Consider the following 23,367-nt stretch of genomic DNA (forward strand, 5'->3'; position numbering starts at 1 on the left):
ACTCAGATCTCCCCTTCTTCGATCACCAACGCGTTGCGGCCCGCATCGGTCCACGCCACCCACGGGGCCGAGTGGAAGTACTGCAGCGACAACGCTTCTCCGACGTCGAAGCAGGTCTTCTGCAGATCGGCGAGCCGCTCCTCGAGCGACTCCAGCAGCACACCCGGTTGCAGGAATTCCAGCTCGCTGCGTGCCCGGCCGAGCAGCCGCTGGGCCTCCGCGGTCGCCCCCAGGCGACTCTGCGGACGGTTCATCAGTTCGTCGAGGCTGTGCTCGGCCAACCGCAGCGAGTAGAAGATCGACCGCGGGAAAAGCCGGTCCAGCAGCATGAATTCGACCACCCTGCCGGCGTCGAGGACGCCGCGGTAGGTCCGCAGGTAGGTGTCGTGCGCACCGGCCGACCGCAGCAGCGTCACCCAGGCCGGCGAGGACGCGCTGTCCCCGACGCGGGACAGCAGCAGGCGCACGGTCATGTCCACTCGTTCCAGCGCCCGCCCCAGGACCATGAATCGGTAGCCGTCGTCGCGGCTGAGGGTCGAGTCGGCCAGGCCCGCGAACATCGCCGCCCTGCCCTCGACATAGGACAGAAACTCGTGCGGGCCCAGCCGCTTGGCGGCGCGTTCGCGTTCGGCGAGCGCGTTGTAGGTCGTGTTGAGGCACTCCCAGATCTCGGTGGACGTGACTTCCCGCGCCCCGCGGGCATTCTCGCGGGCCGCCGAGATCGCCTCCACGATCGAGCAGCCGCCGTAGGTGGCGCGGCTGAACGCCACGATGTCGGTCAGCGACCAGACGTCGAGCGGTTCGTCGGGCGGGTCGATCCCGAGGACCTTGAGCAGCGTGCGCGACGCCTGGTCGGGGTCGACGCTCGAATCCTCGAGCAGCTGGTGCACCGTCACATCGAGAATTCGGGCGGTGTCGTCGGCGCGCTCGACGTAGCGCCCGATCCAGTACAGCGATTCTGCGTTCCGTGCCAACATCGGTCGATCCCCGCCCTACTGCTGCTGCTGTTGTTGCTGCTGCTGATCCTGAGTGCTGTCCGACTTCCCGTTCTTGCTCGGGTGCTTGCTCGCCGGCGCCTGGGGCAGGGAACGCACCACCTCGGCAGCGGCCAGTTCGCGGTCGGCGACCGAGGTGCGGGAGGCCAGAACCCAGGTGTCCTTCGAGCCGCCGCCCTGACTGGAGTTCACCACCAGGGATCCCTCGGGAAGCGCCACCCGGGTCAGCCCGCCCGGCAGCACCCAGACGTCGTTGCCGTCGTTGACCGCGAAGGGCCGCAGATCGACGTGCCGGGGCGCCAGCTTGTCGTCGATCTGGGTGGGCACGGTCGAGAGCTGCACCACCGGCTGGGCGATCCAACCGCGCGGATCGGCGGAGATCTTCTTCGTGATGGTCGCGAGTTCCTTCTCCGAGGCGTCGGGGCCGAACACGATGCCGTATCCGCCGGATCCCTCGACCGGTTTGATGACCAGCTCGTCCACCCGGTCGAGGACCTCCTCGCGCTCCTCGTCGAGCCAGCAGCGGAAGGTGTCGACGTTGGCCAGCAGCGGCTTCTCGCCGAGGTAGTACTCGATGATCGTCGGCACGTAGGTGTAGACGAGCTTGTCGTCGCCGACACCGTTGCCCACCGCGCTGGAGATGACGACGTTGCCTGCGCGGGCGGCGTTGAGCACACCGGCCACGCCGAGCACCGAGTCCGGCTTGAACTGCATGGGGTCGAGGTAGTCGTCGTCGATCCGGCGGTAGATGACGTCGACCTGGCGCTCACCCTCGGTGGTGCGCATGTAGACGGCGTTGTCACGGCAGAACAGGTCGCGGCCCTCGACGAGCTCGACGCCCATCTGCCGGGCCAGCAGCGAATGCTCGAAGTACGCGGAGTTGTAGACGCCGGGGGTGAGCACCACGACCGTCGGATCGGCGACGTTGCTGGCCGCGGCGTTGCGCAGGGCGCGCAGAAGATGGGAGGAGTAGTCACCGACCGCCCGCACCCGGTGGGTGGCGAACAGGTTCGGGAACACCCGGGCCATGGTCCGGCGGTTCTCCATCACATAGGACACCCCCGACGGCGACCGCAGGTTGTCCTCGAGGACACGGAAGTTCCCCTGGTCGTCGCGGATCAGGTCGATGCCGGCGACGTGGATCCGCACGCCGTTGGGCGGCGTGATGCCGACGGCCTCCCGGTGGAAGTGCTCGCACGAGGTGACCAGCCGTCGCGGGATGACCCCGTCGCGCAGGATCTCCTGCTCGCCGTAGATGTCGTCGAGGTACATCTCCAGGGCCTGCACCCGCTGGCGGATGCCACGCTCCAGCCGAGTCCACTCGGCGGCGGAGATGACCCGCGGCACCAGGTCGAGCGGGAAGGGCCGCTCCTGGCCCGACAGCGAGAACGTGATGCCCTGGTCGATGAACGCACGCCCCAGCGCGTCGGCGCGCGCTTCGAGTTCCGAGACGTCGGCCGGGGCGAGTTCCTTGTGGATGCCTTTGTACGGGCCCCGGACGTTGCCCTGCGCGTCGAACATCTCGTCGAACGCCTGGGAGTACGACCCGAGCTTGTTGTAACCGCCGAAGACACCGTCATGCCGCTTCGCGGACTTCGCAGTGCTGCCCCGTACGGTCCGTACCGTTTCGGTCGCCAAGATGTCCCCTACTCTTTTCCATCCGTACGTTGCGCGAGCCTCGCGAGCCTGTGGATGCCATGCTGCAGCATCCCGGCCGTTCCGGCATGCCGGTGGCGCTCGCTTTGGGCCTTTTACCCACTCGCTGCTACCCTGAACAGTCGCTGCCCCCGTGCGGGCGCCCACAGACTCAAGCAATCCCGTCGAGCTTTAGAAGGAATACACGCGTGGCCAACATCAAGTCGCAGCAGAAGCGAATTCTCACCAACGAGCGTCGCAGGCTGCGCAACAAGTCGGTGAAGTCGTCTCTGCACACGGCGGTCCGCGGATTCCGTGCGGCTGTCGACGCCGGCGACAAGGACAAGGCCGGCGAGCTGCTCGTCGCGACCAGCCGCAAGCTCGACAAGGCCGCCAGCAAGGGCGTCATCCACAAGAACCAGGCCGCCAACCGCAAGTCGGCGCTGGCCCGGGCGCTGAACAAGATCTGACGCGCCCCAAGCTGTCCATGCCGGGCGACGTTCAGTCGCCCACCAGCTCGGCCACTTTCCGCACGGCCTTCTCCAGCGCGTAGTCCGCGTCGGCTGCCGCGCCTTTGACGTCGGCGTTCAGCGTGGCTACGACCCGCACCGCTTCGGCCACCGAGTCCCTGGTCCAGCGCCGCGCCTGCTTCTGCGCTTTCTGCACCCGCCACGGCGGCATCCCGAGCTCACCGGCCAGCCGGTACGGGTCCCCCGACAGCGGGCCGACCCGGGCGATCGTGTGCACGGCCTCGGCCAGGGCGTCGGCGAGTACGACGTGCGGCTCCCCCGACATCATCGCCCAGCGCAGCGCCTCGGCCGCGCCGGCGGCGTCCCCGAGCACCGCCTTGTCGGCGATGTCGAAACCTTTCACCTCTGCACGGCCCGAGTGGTAGCGGCGGACCGCCACCGCGTCGACGGCGCCGCCGGTGTCGGCGACGAGCTGCGAGCACGCCGAGGCCAGCTCGCGGATGTCGGAGCCGACGGCGTCGAGCACCGCCGTGACGGTGTCCTCGTCGACCTTCGTGTGCAGGGCCCGGAACTCCTTCCGGACGAAATCGGCGCGCTCACCGGCCTTGGCGATGCGCGCACACGGGTGCACCTGCGCGCCGAGCTTCTTGAGGTGGTCGGCGAGCGACTTCGCACGGCCGCCGCCGGAGTGCACGACCACCAGCAGTGTCCCGTCGGGCAGATCGGCCGCAGCGGTCTGGATCAACGACACGGCATCCTTGCCGGCCTCGGCGGCGGACTCCAGCACCACCACGCGCTCGTCGGCGAACAGGGAGGGGCTGAGCAGTTCGGCGAGCTCGCTGACGCTGACCTCGCCGGCCCGCATGCGGTCGACGGGCACGTCGTTGGTGCCGGCCGACGCACGGGCGCTCTTGAGGACCTCTGCCACGGCGCGCTCGACGAGAAGCTCCTCGTCGCCCAGGATCAGGTGCAGTCCGCTCACTTGGCTCACCGCACGATCGTGTCACGCCGCCCCGACACCGCCCAATGCCACAGCGCCCCGACCGCCACCGCGATCGCGCCGACGGTCAGCACGCCGGCGACGCCCGAGGGCACCGGCACCGACGCTGCCGGCATCCTGGCGGCCCACTGCGCCACGTTCAGCAGCCACCACACTTCCGGTCCGGAGAAGCGGATCAACAGCTCCGCGCCCGCCGGCCACACCGCACAGAGCGCCGCGGCTGCGGTGCCGATGACCGTGATCGGCGGAATAACAGGTGCCACAACAAGATTCGCGACGACCGACACCAGGCTCAGCGAACCGGAGATACCGGCGACCAACGGCGCGGTGACGAGCTGCGCCGCGACCACCACGCTCACCGCGTCGGCCAGCGGCTTGGGCCAGCCCCGTGCGGTGAGCCGCCTCGACCAGGCCGGCGCCACGGCGATCAGCGCCGCGGTCGCCGACACCGACAGCGCGAACCCGACGTCGACCGCCAGTTCGGGCGACCCGATCATCAGAGCGATCACCGTCGCCGACAGGGCGGGCAGGGCCTGGCGCCGACGGTGCGACAGCACGGCCAGCAGCGTGATCGCCCCCATCACCGCGGCTCTCAGCACGCTCGGCGACGGCTGCACCACGACGACGAACGCGAGCAGCGTGACCGATGCCAGACCCACGGCCGCCCGTGGCCCGACGAGCGCCGCGCTGAGCAACACCGCGCCGCACACGATCGTGACGTTGGCCCCGGACACGGCGGTCAGGTGCGACAGGCCCGCCGTCCGGAACTGCGCGGTCGTCTCGGCGCTCACCGCGGAGGTGTCTCCGAGGACGAGCGCGGGCAGCATCGCGGCCTCGGGCACAGGCAGGGTCAGGCGCGCCGATTCCGCGAAGCGGGCCCGCAGGCCGTGGGCCGCCCGGTGTACGGGCGCCGCCTCGCCGAGCGCGAGCTCACCCTGCGCGGCGAGCACCGCAACGCTGAGATCGCGCCGCTTCGGGCTGCTGATCCGCGCGCGGAACGCTGCGGGCTGCCCGGCCGAGAGCCGTGCGTACTCCGCGCCCGACGCGAAGACGAGCACCCGCCCCGAGGACGGCGCGCCGTCGAGCATCACCAGCGACCCACGGAACATCGTCCGGCCGCCGTCGAGAACCCGGGGCGTCTCCGCGGGCGTCACCGTGACCGACGCGACCGTCCCGACCTGGGCGGCCGCGGCGTGGTCCCGGACCCCGTCCACCCGCACCACCACCGCCACGGCGAAGCCGGCACCCACCAGGGCAACCGCCAGCACCGCCGCGACCGGCGCCCGCCGGCCGGAATCACCGGCCGCCGTGCGCCCCATCCACCAGCCCGCCGCGGCCGTCACCAGGACTGCGGCCACGGCCGTGGTGACAGCGCCGGCAACCCACCACAGGATGCCGGCGGCGGTCACCGCCCAGCTGGTCACCGCCGCAGGGACCAGGCGCAGGTCCACGGCCGTCACACCCGTACGAGCGGCCGCAGTTTGTCCAGACGGGCCGGACCGATGCCGTCGACATCGCCGAGCTGCTCGACGCTGTCGAACCGGCCGTTGGCGTCCCGCCACGCGATGATCGCGGCCGCGGTGACCGGGCCGATGCCGGGAAGCGTGTCGAGCTGTTCGGCCGTCGCGGCGTTCAGATCGAGGACACCTGCGGGCGCCGAACCGTTTCCGGCGGGCGGATCCACCCCGGGTGGCCCGGGTGCGGACACCACGGAGCTGCCCATCTCCGGCGCGTGCCCGGGAGGGGCCTCGATTCCCACCACGATCTGTTCCCCGTCGGCCACACGACGTGCCATGTTCAGGCCGAGCACGTCGGCGCCGTCGATCGCCCCGCCGGCGGCGTCGAGGGCGTCGGCGATCCGGGCACCGGGGGCGAGGGTGACGAGCCCGGGCGTGTGCACCAGCCCCACCACGCTGACCACCACCGGTTCATCCGGCCCCGGCGGCGCCGGCGCGGCGGCCGACGACGACACGTCCTCCACCGGCGGCAGTTTCGCCGACACCACCGCGGGCGGGCTGTCCCGGATCAGCGTGACCACGGTGACCAGCACCGCGACCAGTCCGACGACGCCGAGGGCGATCACCCCCGCGCGACCGGGGTCGGCACGGATCCTCGCCCACCAGGCCGTCGCCCCGGCCGGCGCCTGTTCCGGCAGCCACCGGGACAGGGAGGTGTCCGGTGGATCGTCGTCCTCGGCACCGACGTCCGCGGTGGCGCCGAGACGGCGGTGCAACCGGTCGGCGGGCAGTTCGGTGGACATGCGCCGACGGTATTGCGGCGCGACGACGCGACCGTGCTCCCCGCGGGGCTCAAAGGCCCGGCCTGTGGATGAACTCGGCATTGGGGACAACGGTGGTTAGCATGACGGCGATGAACCCCCGAGCCCCGAAGATCGCAGGTATCGCGTTCGCGGTGCTCTACGCGACCGCGGTGCTGGTGCTTCCGGCTCTGCCCGGACCCGACGCCGGCGTCGTCCGCATCCAGGGGCTGTTCCTGGCGTTCTCCGCGCTGGCGGTCGTCGTGGTGTTGGCCTTCGCCAGGGACCGCCTCGTCGGTCCCCCGTCGCATCTGTTCACGCTCGGCTCGGCACTGCTGGTGGCCCAGGTGTGCCTGGCCGTCTGGTTCACCGCCGGGCCTGCGCTGCGGCCGGGCCAGGTGACGGTCGGCACCGCCCGGGCGCTCGACGACATCGGTGCGATGTGGCTGCCGGTGGCCACGATCGCCAACATCCTGGTCGCGATCCCGATCCTGTTGAGCGCCAACGACGGTCACCTCCCGCGGTGGATGGGCACGGTGGCCGCGGTGTTCACCGTCGAGCAGCTGATCGAGACCATCACGATCATCGGGCCCGCAGGGAGCTTCATCTCCCCGGGAGGGCCCATGAACCAGTACCTCGGCGGAACCCTGACAGCGGCGTTCTTCCTCGCGCTGGGCATCGCACTCACGCCCCAGCACGTCGTCGCGGAGAAGCCGGTCGCGGTCGGCAACGAGACCAGCACCGAGACCGGCCCCGAAACCAGCACCGGGACCGGCCCCGAGAGCGACACCGAGGACGAACCCGGGGCCGAACCCGGGGCCGCCGCCACCCGCAGATCGCCGGGCGATGCGCCCGGCGCCGACGACCGCCGGACTCATCCGCTGTCCGCCACCGACGAACACCAGGGAGACTGATGGCACTGTCACGGCTGGTACCGCCGTCGAGTGTCGATGCGCCGCAGACCGACACCCTGCGAGCCGAGGTACGGGAATTCCTCGCCCAGCAGCGCGCAGCGGGCGCGTACACCCCGTCGCCGGACGCGTGGCTCAGTGGATGGGACGAGAAGTTCACGGCCGCGCTCGCCGAGCGGGGCTGGCTCGGAATGACGGTGCCCGTCGCCTACGGGGGTCAGGGCCGCAGTTTCTCCGAACGGTTCGTCGTCACCGAGGAGTTGCTGGCGGCGGGCGCACCGGTGGCGGCGCACTGGATAGCCGATCGGCAGATCGTGCCGTCGCTTCTGAAGTACGGCACCGAACGCCAGAAGAGCGAATTCCTTCCTCAGATCGCCCGCGGCCGATGCTTTTTCGGCATCGGCATGAGCGAACCCGATTCGGGTTCCGACCTGGCCAGCGTGCGCACCCGAGCCGAACGCGTCGACGGCGGATGGTCGCTGACCGGCACGAAGGTGTGGACCTCGGGCGCTCACCTCGCGCACGCGTTCATCGCCCTGGCCCGGACGGAACCCGTCGATCCCGCACACCGCCACGCCGGGCTCAGCCAGTTCATCGTCGATCTGCGCGGACCCGGCGTCGACATCCGCCCGATCGTGTCCATGAACGGCGCCCACCACTTCAACGAGGTGATCCTCGACGGCGCCTTCGTGCCCGACGACATGGTGTTCGGGACGATCGGCGACGGCTGGGAGCAGGTCACCTCCGAGCTGGCCTTCGAGCGCAGCGGACCCGAACGGTTCCTGTCGACCTTCGTGCTGCTCGATGCCTGCGCGGAAACTGCTGCAGGGCAACGGATTCCGCCCGGCGAAGACCTCGGACGGCTCGTCGCACGCGTGGCCGGGCTGCACCAGATGTCCTCGGCAGTGGCCGGCGCGCTGGAACGTGGCGAATCCGCGGACGTGGCAGCCGCGGTGGTGAAGGTGCTGGGAACGGCCACCGAGGGCGACATCGCCGAATTCGCCCACCTCGCCGTCGAGGACGCCGCGGACGACGAGTACTCGGCGATGTCCGACGCCGCGGTCGACCAGCGTCCCGGTTTCACCCTCCGTGGGGGCACGAACGAGGTGCTGCGCGGAGTCATCGCACGCGGGTTGGGGATTCGATGACGACACCGGGCGTCGAGCCCGCGCTCGCGCAGATGATGGATTCGGTGTTCGCCGAACACGGCGCAGACACCGACCTGTGGCAACGACTGGACGCGCTCGGGCTCGTCCGCCTCACCGGCGCCGAAGACGACGGCGGCAGTGGCGCGGGATGGCCGGAGGCGAGCGAGCTGCTGTCGGCCGCCGTGCGCCACAGCGTGCGAATCCCGGTCGCCGAACACGACCTACTGGCCTGCTGGCTCCTGGATGCGGCCGGCGTCGGCAGCGACGCGGCGGTGCGCACGGTGTGCGTCCTCGACGGGGACGGGCGGGCCGCAGGGGTGCCATGGGCATCGCAGTGCGACCGCATCGCCCTCGTCTGGCCCCGCGGCGGCGGTTACGCAGTCGCCGACGTCAGCACCGACGAGGTCTCGATCATTCAGGGCCTCAACATGATCGACGAACCTCGGGACGGCGTCACCGCGGACCCCACCGCGCACGCCGGTACCGACCTGGACCCCATGCTGGTCCGGCAGTTGCGGCTCAAGTCGGCGCTTGTGCGCGCGATCCAGATCTGCGCCGCGCTCGACAGGGCTCTCGAGCTCACCATCGAGCATGCCGCGTCGCGCGAGCAGTTCGGGCGCCCGCTGGCGAAATTTCAGGCGGTGCAGCACCAGATCGCCGACATCGCCGCCGAAGCCGCGCTGGCACGCTCGGCGACAGAGTCGGCCCTGGCGGCGGCCACCACCGACTGGAGCTCACCGCATCTGGAATTCCTTGTCGCATCGGCCCGGTCGTGCGCCGGGCACGCCGCGACGGTGGTCGTCCGCAATGCCCACCAGGTCCACGGCGCGATCGGCACGACGCGGGAACACCGCCTGCACGAATACACGCGCGCGGCGTTGGCATGGCGGTCGGAGTTCGGGTCGGTGCGGCACTGGGACGCGCGGCTGACGCAGATGGCGATGGACGCGGGCCCCGGGGGCGCGTGGCCCCTCATCTGCCCGTAGCGCTCAGCGCACGACCACCGCACTGGGAACCCGCGGCGCCCCCAGCATCTCCCGGTGCGAGCGCGGGGTGCGCCCGCCGACGTCGGTGATGCCGTACTGTTCCGCGACCTCCGCCGCGATCAGGGTGTGCCCGCTCACCTCGTCGATCGCGGGGTCGCGGTAGAGCGCATCGACCACCCGGCCGATGAACTCCGGGGTCTCGGTCTGCTCGGCGAATGCGCCCAGCGCCTCGTCGTTCCCGTTGAAGGCGGAGCGCAGCCTGTCGGTGAGCAGGATGCCCATCCACAGCGACACCGTCGTGACGCTCGTGCCGCGGAAGTCAACCGCCATGTCGGCGGCCATCTTGTCAATGCCGGCCTTCTGCGCTCCGTAGGCGGGTCCGTGCATGTAGCACACCGAACCCGGCGACGAGGTGAACACGATCAGGCCGCGGGGGGCTGTCAGCAGCAGCGGGGCGGCGTGCCACGACGCGACATAGGCCGAGCGCAGGCCGACGTCGAGCACGTCGCCGAGGTCGCGGGGTTTCTCCCAGAACGGCCCGCGGCTCACCAGATCCTCGGAGATCACCGCGGCGTTGTTCACCAGCAGGTCCAGCCGGCCCGTCTCCTGCTCGACACGCGCGAACAACCGCCCGACGGCGTCGTCATCCCGATGGTCCAGCCGCACACCGGTCCCCCACCCCGGGTCGTCGCCGACGTTGCGTCCGGTGCCGTAGACGCGCCACCCCGACGAGGACAGGGCGGTGGCGATCCCCTGTCCTGCGCCCCGGCTCGCCCCGGTCACCACGGCCACCGGCGCCATGTCGCTCATGCGGCCACCCTAGAGGCAGTAGCTTGCTGTAGTTGACGACACTCGACGAGGAGGACCATGTCCGTCATCTCCACCACAACCAGACCCCCTGCCGCCCCGCTGCGCGTCATCCAGTGGACCACCGGCAACATCGGCCGGCGTTCGCTGCACGCGATCATCGGCCGCGACGACATGGAGCTGGTCGGGGTCTTCGCCCACGGCGCCGACAAGGTCGGTGTCGACGCCGCCGAGCTGGCGGGCTGGCCGGAGCCGACCGGTGTGCACGCGACCGACGACATCGACCAACTCGTGGCCCTTCGTCCCGACGCCTGCTGCTACAACCCGCTGTGGCCCAGCGTCGACGAGCTGGTCCGGTTGCTCGAGTCGGGCATCAACGTGTGCTCGAGCGCGGCCTGGATCACCGGCGGCAAGCAGAACCCCGAGGATCTGGAGCGCATCCGGAAAGCTTGTGAGGCAGGCAATTCGACGATCTTCGGCAGCGGCGCCCACCCGGGGATGAGCAACCTCGTCGGCATGGTGCTCAGCGGCGCGTGCGAGCGCGTCGACGAAATCCGCATCACCGAGTCGGTGGACTGCTCCACCTATGAATCCGCAGGCACGCAGACCGCGATGGGGTTCTCGCAGGACCCCGACACCCCGGGGCTCGCCGAGAGCGTGCGCGTCGAGAGCGAGGTCTTCGCCGAGTCGGCGGCGATGATGGCCGACGCCATCGGGGCCACCCTCGACCGCATCACGTTCGACGTGACGTTCACACCGGCGACCGGGGACAGCGACCTGGGTTTCATGCAGATACCCGAGGGCACCGTGGCCGGTGTGCACGGCTACCACCGCGGTTGGGTCGGCGACCACAACATCGTCAGCGTCGGCTTCAACTGGATCATGGGCTCCCACGTCACGCCGCCGAAGCCGTTGGAGCACGGACACGTCGTGCAGGTGTTCGGCCTCCCGCATATTCATTCAGGACGTTTTCGATTCAAGCGGAGTCGGCGCGGTTTCGGTGGCTCATGGTGCGGCTCCTCCCAGCCAAGAACTTCGGCAAGCTTCATCACCCCCTCCTGACAGTTCTCGTGACATGCGTAGACATCAAGAGAGCTGAATTCCTCCGATAGAGAACGTAACTCGTCATCATCGCCATCCCACACGCCCGGTCCCGACGCCTTGATGGGCGCGATAATCTTCTCCTGTATAGCGAGCGCGTTTGTGAAGCGTGCGTAGAAGTCGTCTAGGTCCATGCGCAGTGTCATGCCAATTTCAAGAACTTCCGGCGAGGATTGCAACAGCGCTACCCGCATCATCGCCACCCGCAGCGACTCCCACTGTTTTAACAAAGCTTCGACTTGTACATCCGGGCTCCGGTACTGACGTAGCGCTTCTAGCCAGCCGTCTACCCCCACTGGCGGAGGCGGGAAGATGAAAGCAAGTACAGGGTTGCTGTCCATGAGCAGCGATAGCACGTTAGCAAAGACCTCCAGCGCATCCCTGCGGTCCTTCTCCAATTGCTCACGCCGACGTTGATTCGCGCCCAACCAGGAACTTAGGTAGACGCCACCCAAAGAGACGGCAGCACCAGAGAGGAAAGATATCGCAGGCGTGAGGCTGTCCAGTAATGCAACGATGTCCACAGGGTTGACCCTAGACATAGCGAAGCCCCCGCAGCATCAGTAACTACGAGGGCTGTCGGTACCCGTCTCTGTCAGGGCACCCCGGAAGGCTGGATAAGTTCCCCCGGTTGCTCATGTCGCCAGATACAACAAACGCCCCTGCCCGGAGAGTCGAGAGACTTAAGACAGAGACGATTGCTGCGCGCCAGGGCGAAACTGACGACTTCGCTACCCACCTAAGCCGGAAGGCGGGCGGCGCAAAATCTCAAGCAGATGCGGCGACCACATCAACCCAGTAGTAATCGGGCAGGGTTCCGGTCAGGGTGTTCGGGAAGTCCCACTGCCGCATCGACTGCACCTTCCACCACGAGCCGTCCAACTGGAGGGTGATCGGCAACAGCCCCGGCATGATGGAACCGGCAACAATCTCTAAGTAGTCACCCTGTCGGACGATGACACCCGACGCTTGCTGCCTACGGATACCGATTTGCCCTTCGGTTGAGATGACGCCGGGGAAGTTTCTGCCCATCGGTGACGCTGACTCGCCGCCCAGCACACAACCCTCAAGCTGCCCCAGGAGAGTGCGACTGTCGCGCTTTCTACCGTAGAAATCGGATTCCATGTTCCTGTACGCGTTGACGATCATCGTGCACGCTCTCGATACCTGTTGAGCACGAACAACTCTGGGACGCTCCATCCGGAGAACGCGCCGCGAAAGCTCACACTCTCAGGTCCGCGAGCCTCAGCCATGTCAATGCCGCGAGGGTTCGCCACCAGCCTGCACGCCGCCGACACAATCACCCCGGCGAGTTCCTCATTCGGAACACCGTCAGAAAAACCCTGATCGCGGGTGTACGCCTTCGCCATCACCGTCACGTTGCGCAGCGCCGCGTTACCGTGCACCTCAGGTACGGGACGGTTCAACAGCGCGGACAGATCCGCGACAGTAGGCGCAGCCATTGAATCACGCTGCCGTCAACAGGGTTACAGCCTTCGGCTGAGTCACCGCAACATCGAACCTAGCTGTGACGCGAATGCCTACTGTGTCGTAATCGCCGTATGTCTGATCCAAGATAGTTACGGTCGGATTCTCATCACGGGCAACAACGACCTTGCTGAAGTCCACCAACCCAACGCGGGCCTTGCCAGATACGTTAGGGATAAAGTCAGTCAAAATTACGGGAAGCCCAAAAAGCTGAAGCGCGGTCCCGTTTTGAATTGTCGTCGGGTCAATCAAGTATTGCGCTGAACTGCCGCCCGTCTTCAACTTGCGGATCGCCGCGAAGCTCTGAGACGTCATGACCCAATGAGTTGGCCGAACTTTATTTGCCATCGCCGTAGCCCAGCCATCAATAAGTGAATCAGCGTTAGTCAAATCAAGTGTGCCAGTAGCAATGTTGGTTTGACGCAGTACGCCCTTGATGGTGTCCGATGCCCCGGTGCCATCCCAAAGAGCTGCATCCAACACAGTCGCGGCGTCGGAAACCAACTTATTCTGCACAACCTTGTCAAGAGCGCCAACGGTGTGAGTAGCCTGACGAATAAGTTCGTTACTCAACTTCGAAAGAACCTTGATACCCTTCAAAGTGCTTGGCAGCATCTGAATTTCATCGAAGCTGACGTTGCTGTCCGGGATCTGAGCGCCAGCGGCAACGAAACCAGCAGAGGCACCCGAAGCGATACGCGGCACCCTCAACGGCCCTGCGGTGTCGATGATCTGGGGGCCTGCGGCAAGGAACGTTGATTCCTGCTCAAGAGGCTGAACTAGGAGATTTGCTACCTCAGCGGCGGTAAGTGTCGCATTGTTAGCGGGTGTCTGAATAGCCATACGATTTCCTTCAATTGACAACAAATGAAAACGTCGCCATCGAGGACAAACGTAGGAATGAGCTTCAGCTCAGAAAGTGTTCAATAGGCTGCAAATCAATTGCTTAACCTATATACATAATCATACCATTTAAACGCTTTGTTGCAGACGGCCTAATAGGGAGAACTTCTCGGTCTGCTTACCGGTCACACCCTGCCCCACATCGCCGCCCTTAATCTTTTTAGCTGCGTAATGCGGGCGCTTCTTCAACAACTCGTCAATAGCAGTGGTCAACGCATCATCGTCGTTCAACAACTCTTCGTTATATTCCAGGTCTGTGGGATCTGCGAGCTTGCCGGTTGCCCGTACCTGTGAGGTGAACAATGCGCGTTGCACCCTGTCTAGGGTCTGCTCGGCGGCTTCCGCGCGCTGACGGTTCGTCTTCGCTTCGGTGCGTAGCTGTTCGACGTAGGAGCGTGGGAAACTATCGCCGTCCTGCTTATCCTCTACATCGTTCGCGTCGTCGGACACCTCATCAACATCAACGTCTACGTCATCATCTACGGTCATTACTTCTCCAATAGGTCAAAATCAAGGCTGTACGCCACGTACAGCCACCAACACGGCACGGACGGGGAAACCTAATCCCAGCTGCTGAAAGCACGTCCCAGGCGGACATCAGCACCCAAACGCGCATCTGCTTTAACACGCTCCAACTCCACGGCAACCTCTTCGTCGTTCATTCCCATACGACGCAGCACCGCTTCGCGACTCAGCAAGCCACTGGTGAAGTACTTCACCGCGAGGTCAGCTTCAGCAGCCGGGGAACGCGTAGACGGATCAGCCCACTTCACCTGAACCCGAACGGAACCAGGGTCAACACCGTCGCGCACCGCCACAATCAACCGCGCCACCGTCTCAAACGCGCGCCCGAAACTGCGCTGCTTACCGAAAGCCTTAGCCGTCAACGAGCTTTCACTACTGCGGATCGCATCAGCGCTCGACGGGTTCTCACTGGTGATACCGACCATATGAGGACTCAGCCCCGACACCGCCAAAATCTGTTGAACCCAAATATCGCACGCAGCCTTATAGCCATCCAGGCGGGCACCTTCCCACTGACCGAACTTCGTGTTTTCGTTCTCAGACACCGCCATGCGGGCGGTTTCATCAATGGGATTAACCGTGTCCATGACAGGAGCGTTGGTCAGCGGATCAACAACAACGTTCCCATCACCATCAAGGCGGATCGTCTCTTTCAACTCCAAACCAGTCGCCCAACGACGCGGACGCGCTGAGTACTCAAGAGCCACCGCCAACCCAGCAAGAGCAGCATTCAAACCATCCACGAGGCAACGTAAATCAGCTATTTCGGAGTATCCGTCCTCATCCAACAATCGGTCATTGTTCGTCAAAGGAACTAGATTCACCACACCCAACGGATTCGGTGTCACATCCCGAAGATCAAAGCCGGCTCCTGCTGACGGGCTACCGGCGACGTAATAACGAATCTCATCCGGCAAGTAGACGTAGCAGTGCGTTTCCTTGTCGGTGCGGTACCGCTTCAACCCGGCGATCACTGAGCGGTCGGCGGGGTTCCTCAACACACAGCACTGCTCGGCGGATTCCACACTGATCGTCGGATTACCCGCGCCATCGGCCCACACGAGGAAGAACGACTGCCCCAACGTCAACGCCTCTTTAATCGCGGTCTGCGCTAGCTCCTCCATATCCTGCGAGGTCCACACATCCCACACGGCGGCACCGTCGAAACCGACCACCCGCAGACGTTCCGCGATGGACTGCACAGCCAAGCGGGGGATGTTGGATGCGATCCTGCCGAACCTGTTGTTGAGCGCGGCGCGGGCTTCCGGTGCCAGGAACGCGAGAGGTTGCTCACCACGCGAGTACAGGTTCAGCTCACGGTATCGGGCTGACGGCGAGTCCAACTTTTGAAGCATCGAAATCAGCAAGTCATCATCATTCATATTTTTCCTTTTAGAAAGAGGCAACGCGGTACTTCTTCACCGGCTTATTAACGTGAAAAGCCCTGCGGTCAAACGCAACAATCGCAGCGATAGCGGCGTCCACTTTGCGCGGCGAACCACGCTTGTCCTTCACGATCACGTCACCCTGAGTCGTCGGGCGGGCTACACAATGCGCAACATGGGAAGCTAGACGCGGGTCACCGTCATGGGTCAAAGTATGCTCAATGACAGCCTGGTAAAAGCGGTCTGTTGCCGGTGCCATGCGTCCTAGGAACCCGGTGTTCCATTCCACGACGCGGGTTTCTCCGTACCGTTTAGCCCACTGCTCAATCTCACTTCTCCAACCCCACGGATCGCAGCCCATAGACAGAACGTCGTATTGCAGGAACGCCAGATCCACGACGTTGCACACCTCTTCACGAGGAACACGCCAAGTCGGGTCACCAGGATTCTCCCAGAGCCCAATCAGAAACACATGCCCGTCGAGAGTGCAGCCCACGAGAGCGGTTGAATCACCGGACGCCGAACCATCGAAACCCAACGTGATCGGACCCTCGATAGGGTGATCATTCTTGCAGGCATCCCAGGCACCCCACGGAAGCCAAGAGTCCACACCGGTAACCCACTGCCCCAACCGAAGCTGACGAAAGACAGGTTCGCGCAACGTCTTTAGGACAGAAGCTAAACCATCCTCAGCCAAGAATGGATCATCACACGACAGTGCGGGGTTGGCGATCCTCCACGCTTCCCGGCTATCCACCTCCCAGCCATCAGGGGCGGCAAACTCTCTGAAATAGAAGCTAGTATCCGTCCCGCTGCGACCGTGCTCCACCAAACGCCACATGATCGAATCCGCAGAACTAGCCGGGGTTGAAATGGCTAGGGTCAAACTTTCAGGTCGCTTACCCGACATTGACGTGATCGCCTCCCACACCGCCTCAGTCACCACATGCAGCTCATCAACGATCAGCAGCGACGGGTCGTGACCGTGAAGGGCACCGGGCTCAGCGGGAAGCGGAAGCAAGGTCGCATCATTCTCAGGCACATACAACCGGTCCGCATAGACCTGGACCCGTTCGGCGAGTGCAGGATTCAACTCCACCATGCGCTTGGCGTAACGCAGCGTAATAGCCGATTGTCGGGCATCCGATGCAACGACCAAAACCTCAGCCGAAGGTGGCCCCACGAACAACTCAGCCAACGCCAACGCAGCAGCCAACATCGTCTTTCCATTCGCACGCGGAATCGACACCAAAGCCGTACGAACACCCGGAGCGAACGCACCCCGAACAATCTCCCGCTGGAAACCCCTCAACCGGAACGCTTTTCCGACACCATGCCCGCGCGGAACCTTCAAGAACGTCCGAATGAACTTTTCCCGGCGCTTGGCACGATCACGCGGCCAACCCACAAACGATAGCGGCGCAACCGCAACACTGCCTTTAGGGCCAGCACGCATGACAAACTCAATTCATGGATGAGACGTTAAAAGAGGACACCTCAGCGGCCATCGCCGTTGTAACAGCCGTCCTGAGCGAGCCCGGTACTGGCCGGAAGCCCTTTGCCACCCAAATTGCGAACGAATTCTTTGAGGAAAACCCCGACAACGGTGAGGTTCGCCTTGCGAATGGGCTAATCCAGCTCTGCATAATGCTTCTGGCCAAAATTCAGCTAGAAACTGAAATACTTCCCGCTGAAACCCTCCAGCTAGCTGCAGAAATCGTGAACTCCCCGGACGGCGACGAAGAGTAACTCGAACTATGCTATGCGAGTCCGTCCTGCCTGTGGCGAACGGTGGGGTTACCCCCAGGGGGTTTGCTTAGGCGTGGGTGATGCTTGCTCCACGAGCACGACCAGCGGCAATGTTGCAGCGAACACAACGGACGACCAACAGACCATCCCCAACATCCTTAAGGGTGAGGCGTTGACCGCTCTCCAACTTGCGCCACGACTCCACGCTGTGATCTAGAGTCAACTTCTCCGTCGTTAGGCAGTCAGTGCAGAAGCCCTGAAGGGCGATAGCAGCGCCACGGAGTCGTTGATAGTCGTAGCCGTATCCGCGCGCGCTGGCTGACGGTCCCCATCGTTTCAGCTTGTGGTCTGGGCATCTCGATTGCTGAGACGGTTCGCCGCATATCACGCAGGCTTTCAGCAACATGGAAAACTCCTGACTATGACGACTACAAGCACAAAGATTGACCCGCGTTCAGTTGTGCCAGGAGATGTAATCAGCGTGAATGGGTGGCATCGAGTGGTAGAGCTCTTGGGCGAAGAACCGGGCGGCATCCTGCGCGGTCGCAGCAGCACTTCGCAGCCAGGCGGTGGTCCCCCATCTATCGGACGCGCAGAACCCGAGACGGCGATCCTATTCGAGGTAGAGGGTGGCGCCGAGGTTCGCGTTGCAGCAACCGATCCAGTTGCGGTGCAGACCGACGAGGTGCCTCCCGAAAACATCGAAGTAGGGGATCTCATTTACGTCCCGCATCGGAGACGTTGGATCACCGTCGCCGAGAAACACTGTGATCCTCAACTCCCAGGTGATGACGATAGGTTCGACTTCAGCGAGGACGGAAGCGATGTAGGGCTGTCAGTTCGGAGAAGCGGACAGGTGACGCGACGGAAACGCTCTTAACTCAGATGGTGATTCCTAGGTCATAGAGTGCCTGGTCATCTTCAATCTCCGCGATCTGCAAATCCTGCGCCGTCTTACGCACGCCCTCAACAAGGTCACGGTCCATCGCCACATTCAGAATCTCGCCGTTGAGTGAGATGAACCGGAAGACGCGAAACACTGCTTCTGGTGTCCTTAGGATCTGGGCTCCTACCCCCACCGCGTGTAGGGCGGGTGCTGTCACGAAACCTGGTACGTCTTTACTCATGTCATGTTCCTAGTCGTTCATTTAGTTTGCGCCGCAGAAGGATTGCGAGGTCCTTCGGAAGGTTGACTACGGTCGCCGGAATGCGAGAACCACGGTCGAACACCAATGTGTAGATCGGCGCGTTCGGCAAACCGAGCATGTAGAGGCTGTGCGGGTTGATCGTTTCGTGTGTCATGTGTGGTCCTGATACATCTGCTCAATCCAACGGCGCGCGTGGTCGACTAGGAATGCAAGCTCATTGTCAAGATCATCACTGACCAATAAATCCGGCGCATACGCAATACCAAGCATCTCAGCTACAGGTTCCGCGTCTCCTACGTGCCAGCAGTACCGCACGAAATCCACTTGCCTATCCGACAACGCAACCGGTGTACTGGGGAACGTGGAGGAACCAGGGCACGTGTCGTTGTGGGGACCGTGACGGTTCAATGTTCCGGTGTCCGGTCGGATAGCGCAGCTACGTCCGCAGTAAGGGCAGATAGCGCGCTCTTGGGTTAAAGGCATCTCACACTCCTACAGGGGTCTTGTCACGGGCTGAGCTGTTCCGTGTGCGGCGATCTGCGGTGCGTGGTGGGATCACGTGCTTGATTGCGTACGGCCGGTCCTGAAGCTTCTTCTTGCCGGTTCGGATGCCATCGCAGTAGCCGCACAGTTCATCCGCTTCGCTCGTCTGACCGCCTCCGATGACGGCGTGGGGTGGAACGACAAGGCACCGAGAACACGAGCGGTTGTCCAGCAAGTCAAGTTCTTTCGCCTCAGCGATAAGGTTCGACACCTGGACACCGGAGATACCAAGAATGCGCGCAATTTCACCCATTTCGAAGCTGGCGTGACCGTTACGTCGATGCGTGCCTTTCGCTAGAGATTCCAGACGCCATAGCAGGGGAAAGCGTTTGTCACACGCCCGTTCTCGATACACCGACTGGTAGTGGATGGCGAACGGGTTGTCGTGACTCATCGAGCTGACGCCTTTAGGTTGGCTTCCCACTGCGCCACGTCCGATAGATCAAACACGCGGCGCTTATTCATGCGATAGGACACCGGAGCTACACCGTTGGAAACCCACGTTCGTACTGTGGATAGGGATACGCGTTCGCGGTCGGCGAACTCTTGCAACGTCAGGCGGGACGGCGGTGCCAGCGTGGATGTCATGGCGGGTGCTCCTATGAGAAAAAGGTGCGCCTCACGTCGGAGGCTAAAAGAAACCAAAGACAATAGTTGCTTTTTCTTACATAGTAATGATATCATGCCGATCCGGTCATCGACCGGTGTCACGTAAAGTAATTTGAAAGCTCCTACCGGATTTCAGAAAGCCGTGCGGCACAGAACGTTTCGCAGGTGGTTACCTTCTTGGAAGAGAAGGCTACGGATGAGACAAAGGGTGAATCAGGCACCCCGTGGGGCAAATGGACCTCTCTCATGTCCCAAGCCCCCGCGAAGCGGCTACGTTCCCCGACCACTTACCAGCCGCAGCAAGCCGTACGGCTCACCCCAACGCAACCACGACAAAGCACCTTATCTTTTCGAAAACTCTCGTCTGCCAACTCGGTGCGTTCGTCACGGTTCGCTCACTGCAAAGAGGTTCCCTCCACAGGTTCCGGGAACGCGGGCGGATGCCGGTGGTGTTGGTCGCAGGTAGTCCGGGTTACACGCAGAGCCTCTATATAGGGAAGCGTGTGATCGTCGCAGATAGAGACGCTATCGGGCAGCGGATTTTCACTTGTGGGGTGAAATGGTTTCACTTGTGGGGTGAAGAAATTGGCATTTTTGTTAAGACATTCGGACTTACGTCAAGCCCCCGGTTGGTGGAACAGATGTACTTCTACGGTTGTGAAAGTGACCGACGAAGAATGGACAGCTCAACAGGTGGCAGCCGCGCCGCCGCTATCCCGGACGCGCAGAAACAAACTCGCCTTAATCGTCGCCGGTCAACCACTCCACATCAACGTGACTCCGGTCAAACGGACGACCGCGACCCATCGGCTTCAGCGTCACCCTGAACAGCAACGGCAAGATTGCGCGCTGCCGGTCTAACCCCAAACCGTCCCACCAAGCACGCACTACACCCTTCGCTATCGCCTCTTCCAAGCCGTCGAACACCCGCACCCTGTTCGAATCCCTCATACCGCCGCGAACATCCTTCAGCCTGGCATTCAGCCGGTCATTAGCCGCCTTAAACTGCGCCGCACTCAAATCCACATCAGGGTCATAACGGTCAGCGGCAACCTTCTCCAACTGCTCCAAGATCGCCCGCTCCTGCTCGCGCAACTCAGCAGTATCCGTGCGTTCTTCTTTGATCAGCACCACGATGGAATCCGGGCGCGAAAGAAAACCAACGGCTAAATCCACTACAAGCTTGTCCACCGGACGCAGACGACGAGACAACCGATGGCACTGCTTGCACACATATGTCGGTGACCCATCGCTAGCCACCCCTGAGCCCATCGCCGAGCCGCAGCGACCACACTCCAAAATTCCGGTTAGCAGACGGCTACGGACACCACCGCCCCGGCGACGGTGCTCGTCAGTCAGGATGTCATGCACTGATTGCCACACATCAACGTCAACCAGGGGCTTCCACGCCGCTTCCGCGACCACATCACCCTTATAAGCACGTTTACCGGCGTATCTCGGATTCACCAAAACTTGGCGCACAGTGCTGCCCGTCCACGCGTTACCTACGGTGGTCTTGACCCCGGCGCTATTCCATTGTGCAGCAATAGAATACAAAGATTCTCCGGCAAGTATGGATGTATACGCTTTGCGGATGAGCTTCGCCTCATCCTTATCAATGAGGTTGTCACGTTTGGTGTATCCGAACGCTCTACGCCCACCCCATCCCCCACCACTCTCAGCATGTTGCTTAGCGGAACGTTGCTGACGTGCCGACTTCTGTTCCATCTCCATCCGGGCGAAAACACCCCTCATCCGGGCATTACCACGACCCGTAGGGGACGACAGATCAAAATCACCACCGACAGTTGCCAGCGCCAGACCGTGTCTATCGGCTATGTCTATGAAATCTTCAAGCTCACGCGGTTGCCGGGTGAGTCGGTCGGCGTCCCACGCAACAACTGCACCGATCTTGCCGTCGCGCACGTCAGCCAACATCGCCTCATAGACCGGCCTACGGCCCTTGCTCGCACTGACGTTGTTCTCTATGAATTCCACTGCGTCCCAACGGCGAGCGGCGCAGATCTTCCGGCAGTCCTCAAGCTGTCTCGACACGGCCAACTCGTTACCGGCTCTATCCTTGCTCTGACGTGCGTAAATTGCGGCGCGCATAGAATCATCCTAGATGAATCTTCGGCCTGCCCAACATGCGTACGGTGGTGCACTGCCTGCCGCCGAAGGACTGGACCGAGCCGGGGTTCATGGGGCTGGGCATGATCTACACCGCCCTCCCGGTGACGAACGCGGTGCCGGCGGTCGTCGCGGCCCGGCCCGGCATCGTGACGCTGGCCGACCTCCCCCCGATCACGGGACGCGCCGCGGTCTGATCCGGTGGGCAGGCCGGCAATGCGGTTGACGGGCCGGCGTATTCGGGGTTCGGCCCTACCCGACGTTGACCCAGACGACGTGAGCGATGACCACCACCGCGGCGAGGATCAGCAGCACACGGTCGGAAAGCCGTAGCCGCGGCGCGGACGAGGCCGGCAGCCGCAGCTCCCGGGCGATCAGGAACAGCGGGAAGGTGAACGCGATCGCGGTCGCGAGGCCGCCGACGATGTAGAGCCACACGAACCTGATGGCGTGGCGTCTGGCCTCGACCACCATGAAGATCACCGCGGCCAGGGTGAGCAACAGCAGGTCGCCGGTGTAGGACCGGGCCGCCGGCGTGACCGTGAGGTCGGTGAGGAAGTCGGGGAGAAAACGGTCGGGCAGGTACGCGAGGTTGTTCGTCCACGTCGCGATCAGGCCGACCACGGCAATCGCACCGTAGACGAGGCACAGGACCTTGCGGGACGTGGGGATCGACGGTTCCTGATCGATCTGGTCGGAGCTGCCCATACCTCTGCCCATACCTCTGCTCATTTCTAGTGGTGCGGCGCGACCTGCACCGCGACCCCGACGGCGCCGCCCCCGACGTGCACCGACAGCAGTGGCCCCATGTCGGCGACGGTGAGCGACGAGATCTGCGGAAGTCGTTGTGTCAGTGCGGCGCCGAGCTGGTCGGCGGCGTCGTGGTTGTCGACATGGTGGACCACGACGTCGGCGCTGTGGTCCCCGACCACCTCGGCGACACGCTCGACCATCGCCGCGTGGGCTTTCGTGACGGTACGGATCCTTTGGTCGAGCACCAGCCTGCCGTCGACGTCGAGGCACAGCAGCGGCTTGAGCGCCAGCGCCGTACCGAGCCACGAGGCGGTGGTGCGGATCCGTCCGCTGCGCCGCAGATTGTCGAGCCGGTGCACGACGAGGAACACGTGCGACCGGGCCATCGCCGACCGCGCGGCCGCCTCGACCCCGTCGAGGTCGGCACCAGAGCGCGCACAGCGTGCCGCGGCCAGCGCGATGAAGCCGACACCCATGGCCGCCGAGCGCGAGTTCACGACACGCACCGACGCACCGAATTCCCGTGCCGCCGTGGCCGCGGCACTGTAGGTGCTGGAGAGTGCGCCCGAAAGGTGCACGGCGACAACCCCGTCGCCGTCACTGTCGGCCAGCGCCCGGCGGTACGTGTCGACGAGTTCGGCAGGGGTGGCGCCCGCCGTCGTCACCTTCGGGCGGTCGTGGATGTCGAACGGGATGTCGTCGATGCCGTCGCGCAGATCGGCACCGTCGACCAGCACGTGCAGCGGTACCTCGCGGATGTCCCACCGCTGGCGCTCCCCGTGCTGCAGACGCGAGGACGAATCACTGACGACGACGACGGGCAT

Annotated in this window: 23 protein-coding genes and 1 pseudogene; 7 read left to right on the plus strand and 17 right to left on the minus strand. The window is 64.2% G+C overall.

The features are described 5' to 3' along the window. Window positions 1–2: 2 nt before the first annotated feature. Together FHR72_RS19055 and FHR72_RS19060 are read right to left on the minus strand one after the other, a co-directional pair. Entirely contained in the window at window positions 3–977 is a 975-nt protein-coding gene (locus FHR72_RS19055) for an alpha-E domain-containing protein (protein ID WP_183470978.1), read from the minus strand. A gap of 15 nt (window positions 978–992) precedes the next feature. Further along, window positions 993–2,633 (minus strand): circularly permuted type 2 ATP-grasp protein, encoded by a 1,641-nt coding sequence (locus tag FHR72_RS19060; RefSeq protein ID WP_183470980.1) that lies wholly within the window; start codon window positions 2,631–2,633, stop codon window positions 993–995. A gap of 206 nt (window positions 2,634–2,839) precedes the next feature. Here FHR72_RS19060 and rpsT point away from each other — a divergent pair, with 206 nt between their 5' ends. Next, window positions 2,840–3,100 carry a 30S ribosomal protein S20 gene (rpsT, locus tag FHR72_RS19065; protein ID WP_183470982.1) on the plus strand — a complete coding sequence of 87 codons (261 nt, stop codon included), beginning with the start codon at window positions 2,840–2,842 and terminating at the stop codon, window positions 3,098–3,100. Between the two features lie 31 nt (window positions 3,101–3,131). On the opposite strand, the gene holA is transcribed toward rpsT, so the two are convergent. From holA to FHR72_RS19080, 3 genes are read right to left on the minus strand one after another with little or no spacing between them, the layout of a single operon-like run. After that, complete coding sequence (holA, locus tag FHR72_RS19070) at window positions 3,132–4,091, minus strand: DNA polymerase III subunit delta (protein WP_311736197.1); 960 nt, start codon at window positions 4,089–4,091, stop codon at window positions 3,132–3,134. Continuing rightward, complete coding sequence (locus FHR72_RS19075) at window positions 4,088–5,551, minus strand: ComEC/Rec2 family competence protein (protein WP_183471145.1); 1,464 nt, start codon at window positions 5,549–5,551, stop codon at window positions 4,088–4,090. The genes holA and FHR72_RS19075 overlap by 4 nt, the downstream gene beginning before the upstream one ends. Before the next feature lie 5 nt (window positions 5,552–5,556). Then, complete coding sequence (locus FHR72_RS19080; protein WP_183470984.1) at window positions 5,557–6,360, minus strand: ComEA family DNA-binding protein; 804 nt, start codon at window positions 6,358–6,360, stop codon at window positions 5,557–5,559. Window positions 6,361–6,470: 110 nt separating this feature from the next. Between FHR72_RS19080 and FHR72_RS19085 the strand changes: the two genes are divergently transcribed. Genes FHR72_RS19085 through FHR72_RS19095 form a run of 3 tightly spaced genes read left to right on the plus strand, consistent with a single transcriptional unit; the run spans window position 6,471 to window position 9,402 of the window. Then, window positions 6,471–7,271 (plus strand): hypothetical protein, encoded by an 801-nt coding sequence (locus FHR72_RS19085; RefSeq protein WP_260156109.1) that lies wholly within the window; start codon window positions 6,471–6,473, stop codon window positions 7,269–7,271. Beyond that, on the plus strand, window positions 7,271–8,416 hold the full coding sequence (locus tag FHR72_RS19090) for an acyl-CoA dehydrogenase family protein (RefSeq protein ID WP_183470986.1): 1,146 nt from the start codon (window positions 7,271–7,273) through the stop codon (window positions 8,414–8,416). Before FHR72_RS19085 ends, FHR72_RS19090 begins: the two co-directional genes overlap by 1 nt. Beyond that, window positions 8,413–9,402: an acyl-CoA dehydrogenase family protein gene (locus FHR72_RS19095; protein ID WP_183470988.1), complete on the plus strand. Its 990-nt coding sequence runs from the start codon at window positions 8,413–8,415 to the stop codon at window positions 9,400–9,402. The genes FHR72_RS19090 and FHR72_RS19095 overlap by 4 nt, the downstream gene beginning before the upstream one ends. Before the next feature lie 3 nt (window positions 9,403–9,405). On the opposite strand, the gene FHR72_RS19100 is transcribed toward FHR72_RS19095, so the two are convergent. Next, window positions 9,406–10,212 (minus strand): SDR family NAD(P)-dependent oxidoreductase, encoded by an 807-nt coding sequence (locus tag FHR72_RS19100; protein ID WP_183470990.1) that lies wholly within the window; start codon window positions 10,210–10,212, stop codon window positions 9,406–9,408. A gap of 57 nt (window positions 10,213–10,269) precedes the next feature. Between FHR72_RS19100 and FHR72_RS19105 the strand changes: the two genes are divergently transcribed. After that, window positions 10,270–11,271 carry an NAD(P)H-dependent amine dehydrogenase family protein gene (locus FHR72_RS19105; RefSeq protein ID WP_260156110.1) on the plus strand — a complete coding sequence of 334 codons (1,002 nt, stop codon included), beginning with the start codon at window positions 10,270–10,272 and terminating at the stop codon, window positions 11,269–11,271. Here the strand turns inward: FHR72_RS19105 and FHR72_RS19110 are convergent. From FHR72_RS19110 to FHR72_RS19135, 6 genes are all read right to left on the minus strand, one after another. Continuing rightward, complete coding sequence (locus FHR72_RS19110; RefSeq protein WP_183470992.1) at window positions 11,166–11,834, minus strand: hypothetical protein; 669 nt, start codon at window positions 11,832–11,834, stop codon at window positions 11,166–11,168. The genes FHR72_RS19105 and FHR72_RS19110 overlap by 106 nt on opposite strands. Before the next feature lie 244 nt (window positions 11,835–12,078). Then, window positions 12,079–12,459: a hypothetical protein gene (locus FHR72_RS19115; RefSeq protein ID WP_183470994.1), complete on the minus strand. Its 381-nt coding sequence runs from the start codon at window positions 12,457–12,459 to the stop codon at window positions 12,079–12,081. A gap of 318 nt (window positions 12,460–12,777) precedes the next feature. Further along, window positions 12,778–13,641: a phage major capsid protein gene (locus FHR72_RS19120; protein WP_183470996.1), complete on the minus strand. Its 864-nt coding sequence runs from the start codon at window positions 13,639–13,641 to the stop codon at window positions 12,778–12,780. A 129-nt stretch (window positions 13,642–13,770) separates the two neighbouring features. After that, complete coding sequence (locus FHR72_RS19125) at window positions 13,771–14,190, minus strand: hypothetical protein (protein ID WP_183470998.1); 420 nt, start codon at window positions 14,188–14,190, stop codon at window positions 13,771–13,773. Between the two features lie 71 nt (window positions 14,191–14,261). Further along, entirely contained in the window at window positions 14,262–15,608 is a 1,347-nt protein-coding gene (locus FHR72_RS19130) for a phage portal protein (RefSeq protein WP_183471000.1), read from the minus strand. Window positions 15,609–15,618: 10 nt separating this feature from the next. Next, entirely contained in the window at window positions 15,619–17,067 is a 1,449-nt protein-coding gene (locus tag FHR72_RS19135) for a terminase large subunit domain-containing protein (RefSeq protein WP_183471002.1), read from the minus strand. Window positions 17,068–17,081: 14 nt separating this feature from the next. Between FHR72_RS19135 and FHR72_RS19140 the strand changes: the two genes are divergently transcribed. Further along, on the plus strand, window positions 17,082–17,360 hold the full coding sequence (locus FHR72_RS19140) for a hypothetical protein (protein ID WP_183471004.1): 279 nt from the start codon (window positions 17,082–17,084) through the stop codon (window positions 17,358–17,360). An 881-nt stretch (window positions 17,361–18,241) separates the two neighbouring features. Here the strand turns inward: FHR72_RS19140 and FHR72_RS19145 are convergent. The 3 genes from FHR72_RS19145 to FHR72_RS19155 all read right to left on the minus strand — a co-directional run bounded on the left by FHR72_RS19145 (window position 18,242) and on the right by FHR72_RS19155 (window position 21,772). Further along, on the minus strand, window positions 18,242–18,487 hold the full coding sequence (locus FHR72_RS19145; RefSeq protein WP_183471006.1) for a hypothetical protein: 246 nt from the start codon (window positions 18,485–18,487) through the stop codon (window positions 18,242–18,244). A gap of 505 nt (window positions 18,488–18,992) precedes the next feature. Further along, on the minus strand, window positions 18,993–19,445 hold the full coding sequence (locus FHR72_RS19150; protein ID WP_183471008.1) for a hypothetical protein: 453 nt from the start codon (window positions 19,443–19,445) through the stop codon (window positions 18,993–18,995). 956 nt (window positions 19,446–20,401) lie between these two features. After that, window positions 20,402–21,772 (minus strand): recombinase family protein, encoded by a 1,371-nt coding sequence (locus FHR72_RS19155; protein WP_183471010.1) that lies wholly within the window; start codon window positions 21,770–21,772, stop codon window positions 20,402–20,404. Window positions 21,773–21,789: 17 nt separating this feature from the next. On the opposite strand from FHR72_RS19155, the pseudogene FHR72_RS19160 reads away from it, so the two are divergent. Beyond that, window positions 21,790–21,987: pseudogene (locus FHR72_RS19160) on the plus strand (dihydrodipicolinate reductase); the annotation flags it as partial. 55 nt (window positions 21,988–22,042) lie between these two features. On the opposite strand, the gene FHR72_RS19165 reads toward FHR72_RS19160, so the two are convergent. Both FHR72_RS19165 and FHR72_RS19170 read right to left on the minus strand, forming a co-directional pair. After that, the gene (locus FHR72_RS19165) at window positions 22,043–22,510 is read right to left on the minus strand and encodes a DUF2834 domain-containing protein (RefSeq protein WP_260156111.1); all 468 of its coding nucleotides are present in this window, start codon (window positions 22,508–22,510) and stop codon (window positions 22,043–22,045) included. 14 nt (window positions 22,511–22,524) lie between these two features. Next, window positions 22,525–23,367 (minus strand): DegV family protein, encoded by an 843-nt coding sequence (locus FHR72_RS19170; protein ID WP_183471012.1) that lies wholly within the window; start codon window positions 23,365–23,367, stop codon window positions 22,525–22,527.

The sequence above is a fragment of the Mycolicibacterium iranicum genome (assembly GCF_014190915.1).
Lineage (GTDB): Bacteria > Actinomycetota > Actinomycetes > Mycobacteriales > Mycobacteriaceae > Mycobacterium > Mycobacterium iranicum_B.

Bases quoted from the DNA above. Each gene is read 5' to 3' on its own strand.
- FHR72_RS19115 (WP_183470994.1), bottom strand. From the start codon at position 12,459: ATGATCGTCAACGCGTACAGGAACATGGAATCCGATTTCTACGGTAGA.
- FHR72_RS19170 (WP_183471012.1), bottom strand. From the start codon at position 23,367: ATGCCCGTCGTCGTCGTCAGTGATTCGTCCTCGCGTCTGCAGCACGGG.
- FHR72_RS19100 (WP_183470990.1), bottom strand. From the start codon at position 10,212: ATGAGCGACATGGCGCCGGTGGCCGTGGTGACCGGGGCGAGCCGGGGC.
- FHR72_RS19120 (WP_183470996.1), bottom strand. From the start codon at position 13,641: ATGGCTATTCAGACACCCGCTAACAATGCGACACTTACCGCCGCTGAG.
- FHR72_RS19090 (WP_183470986.1), top strand. From the start codon at position 7,271: ATGGCACTGTCACGGCTGGTACCGCCGTCGAGTGTCGATGCGCCGCAG.
- FHR72_RS19145 (WP_183471006.1), bottom strand. From the start codon at position 18,487: ATGAGTAAAGACGTACCAGGTTTCGTGACAGCACCCGCCCTACACGCG.
- FHR72_RS19080 (WP_183470984.1), bottom strand. From the start codon at position 6,360: ATGTCCACCGAACTGCCCGCCGACCGGTTGCACCGCCGTCTCGGCGCC.
- FHR72_RS19125 (WP_183470998.1), bottom strand. From the start codon at position 14,190: ATGACCGTAGATGATGACGTAGACGTTGATGTTGATGAGGTGTCCGAC.
- FHR72_RS19130 (WP_183471000.1), bottom strand. From the start codon at position 15,608: ATGAATGATGATGACTTGCTGATTTCGATGCTTCAAAAGTTGGACTCG.
- FHR72_RS19135 (WP_183471002.1), bottom strand. From the start codon at position 17,067: ATGCGTGCTGGCCCTAAAGGCAGTGTTGCGGTTGCGCCGCTATCGTTT.
- FHR72_RS19140 (WP_183471004.1), top strand. From the start codon at position 17,082: ATGGATGAGACGTTAAAAGAGGACACCTCAGCGGCCATCGCCGTTGTA.
- FHR72_RS19165 (WP_260156111.1), bottom strand. From the start codon at position 22,510: ATGGGCAGAGGTATGGGCAGCTCCGACCAGATCGATCAGGAACCGTCG.
- FHR72_RS19150 (WP_183471008.1), bottom strand. From the start codon at position 19,445: ATGAGTCACGACAACCCGTTCGCCATCCACTACCAGTCGGTGTATCGA.
- FHR72_RS19105 (WP_260156110.1), top strand. From the start codon at position 10,270: ATGTCCGTCATCTCCACCACAACCAGACCCCCTGCCGCCCCGCTGCGC.
- FHR72_RS19055 (WP_183470978.1), bottom strand. From the start codon at position 977: ATGTTGGCACGGAACGCAGAATCGCTGTACTGGATCGGGCGCTACGTC.
- FHR72_RS19085 (WP_260156109.1), top strand. From the start codon at position 6,471: ATGAACCCCCGAGCCCCGAAGATCGCAGGTATCGCGTTCGCGGTGCTC.
- FHR72_RS19095 (WP_183470988.1), top strand. From the start codon at position 8,413: ATGACGACACCGGGCGTCGAGCCCGCGCTCGCGCAGATGATGGATTCG.
- FHR72_RS19155 (WP_183471010.1), bottom strand. From the start codon at position 21,772: ATGCGCGCCGCAATTTACGCACGTCAGAGCAAGGATAGAGCCGGTAAC.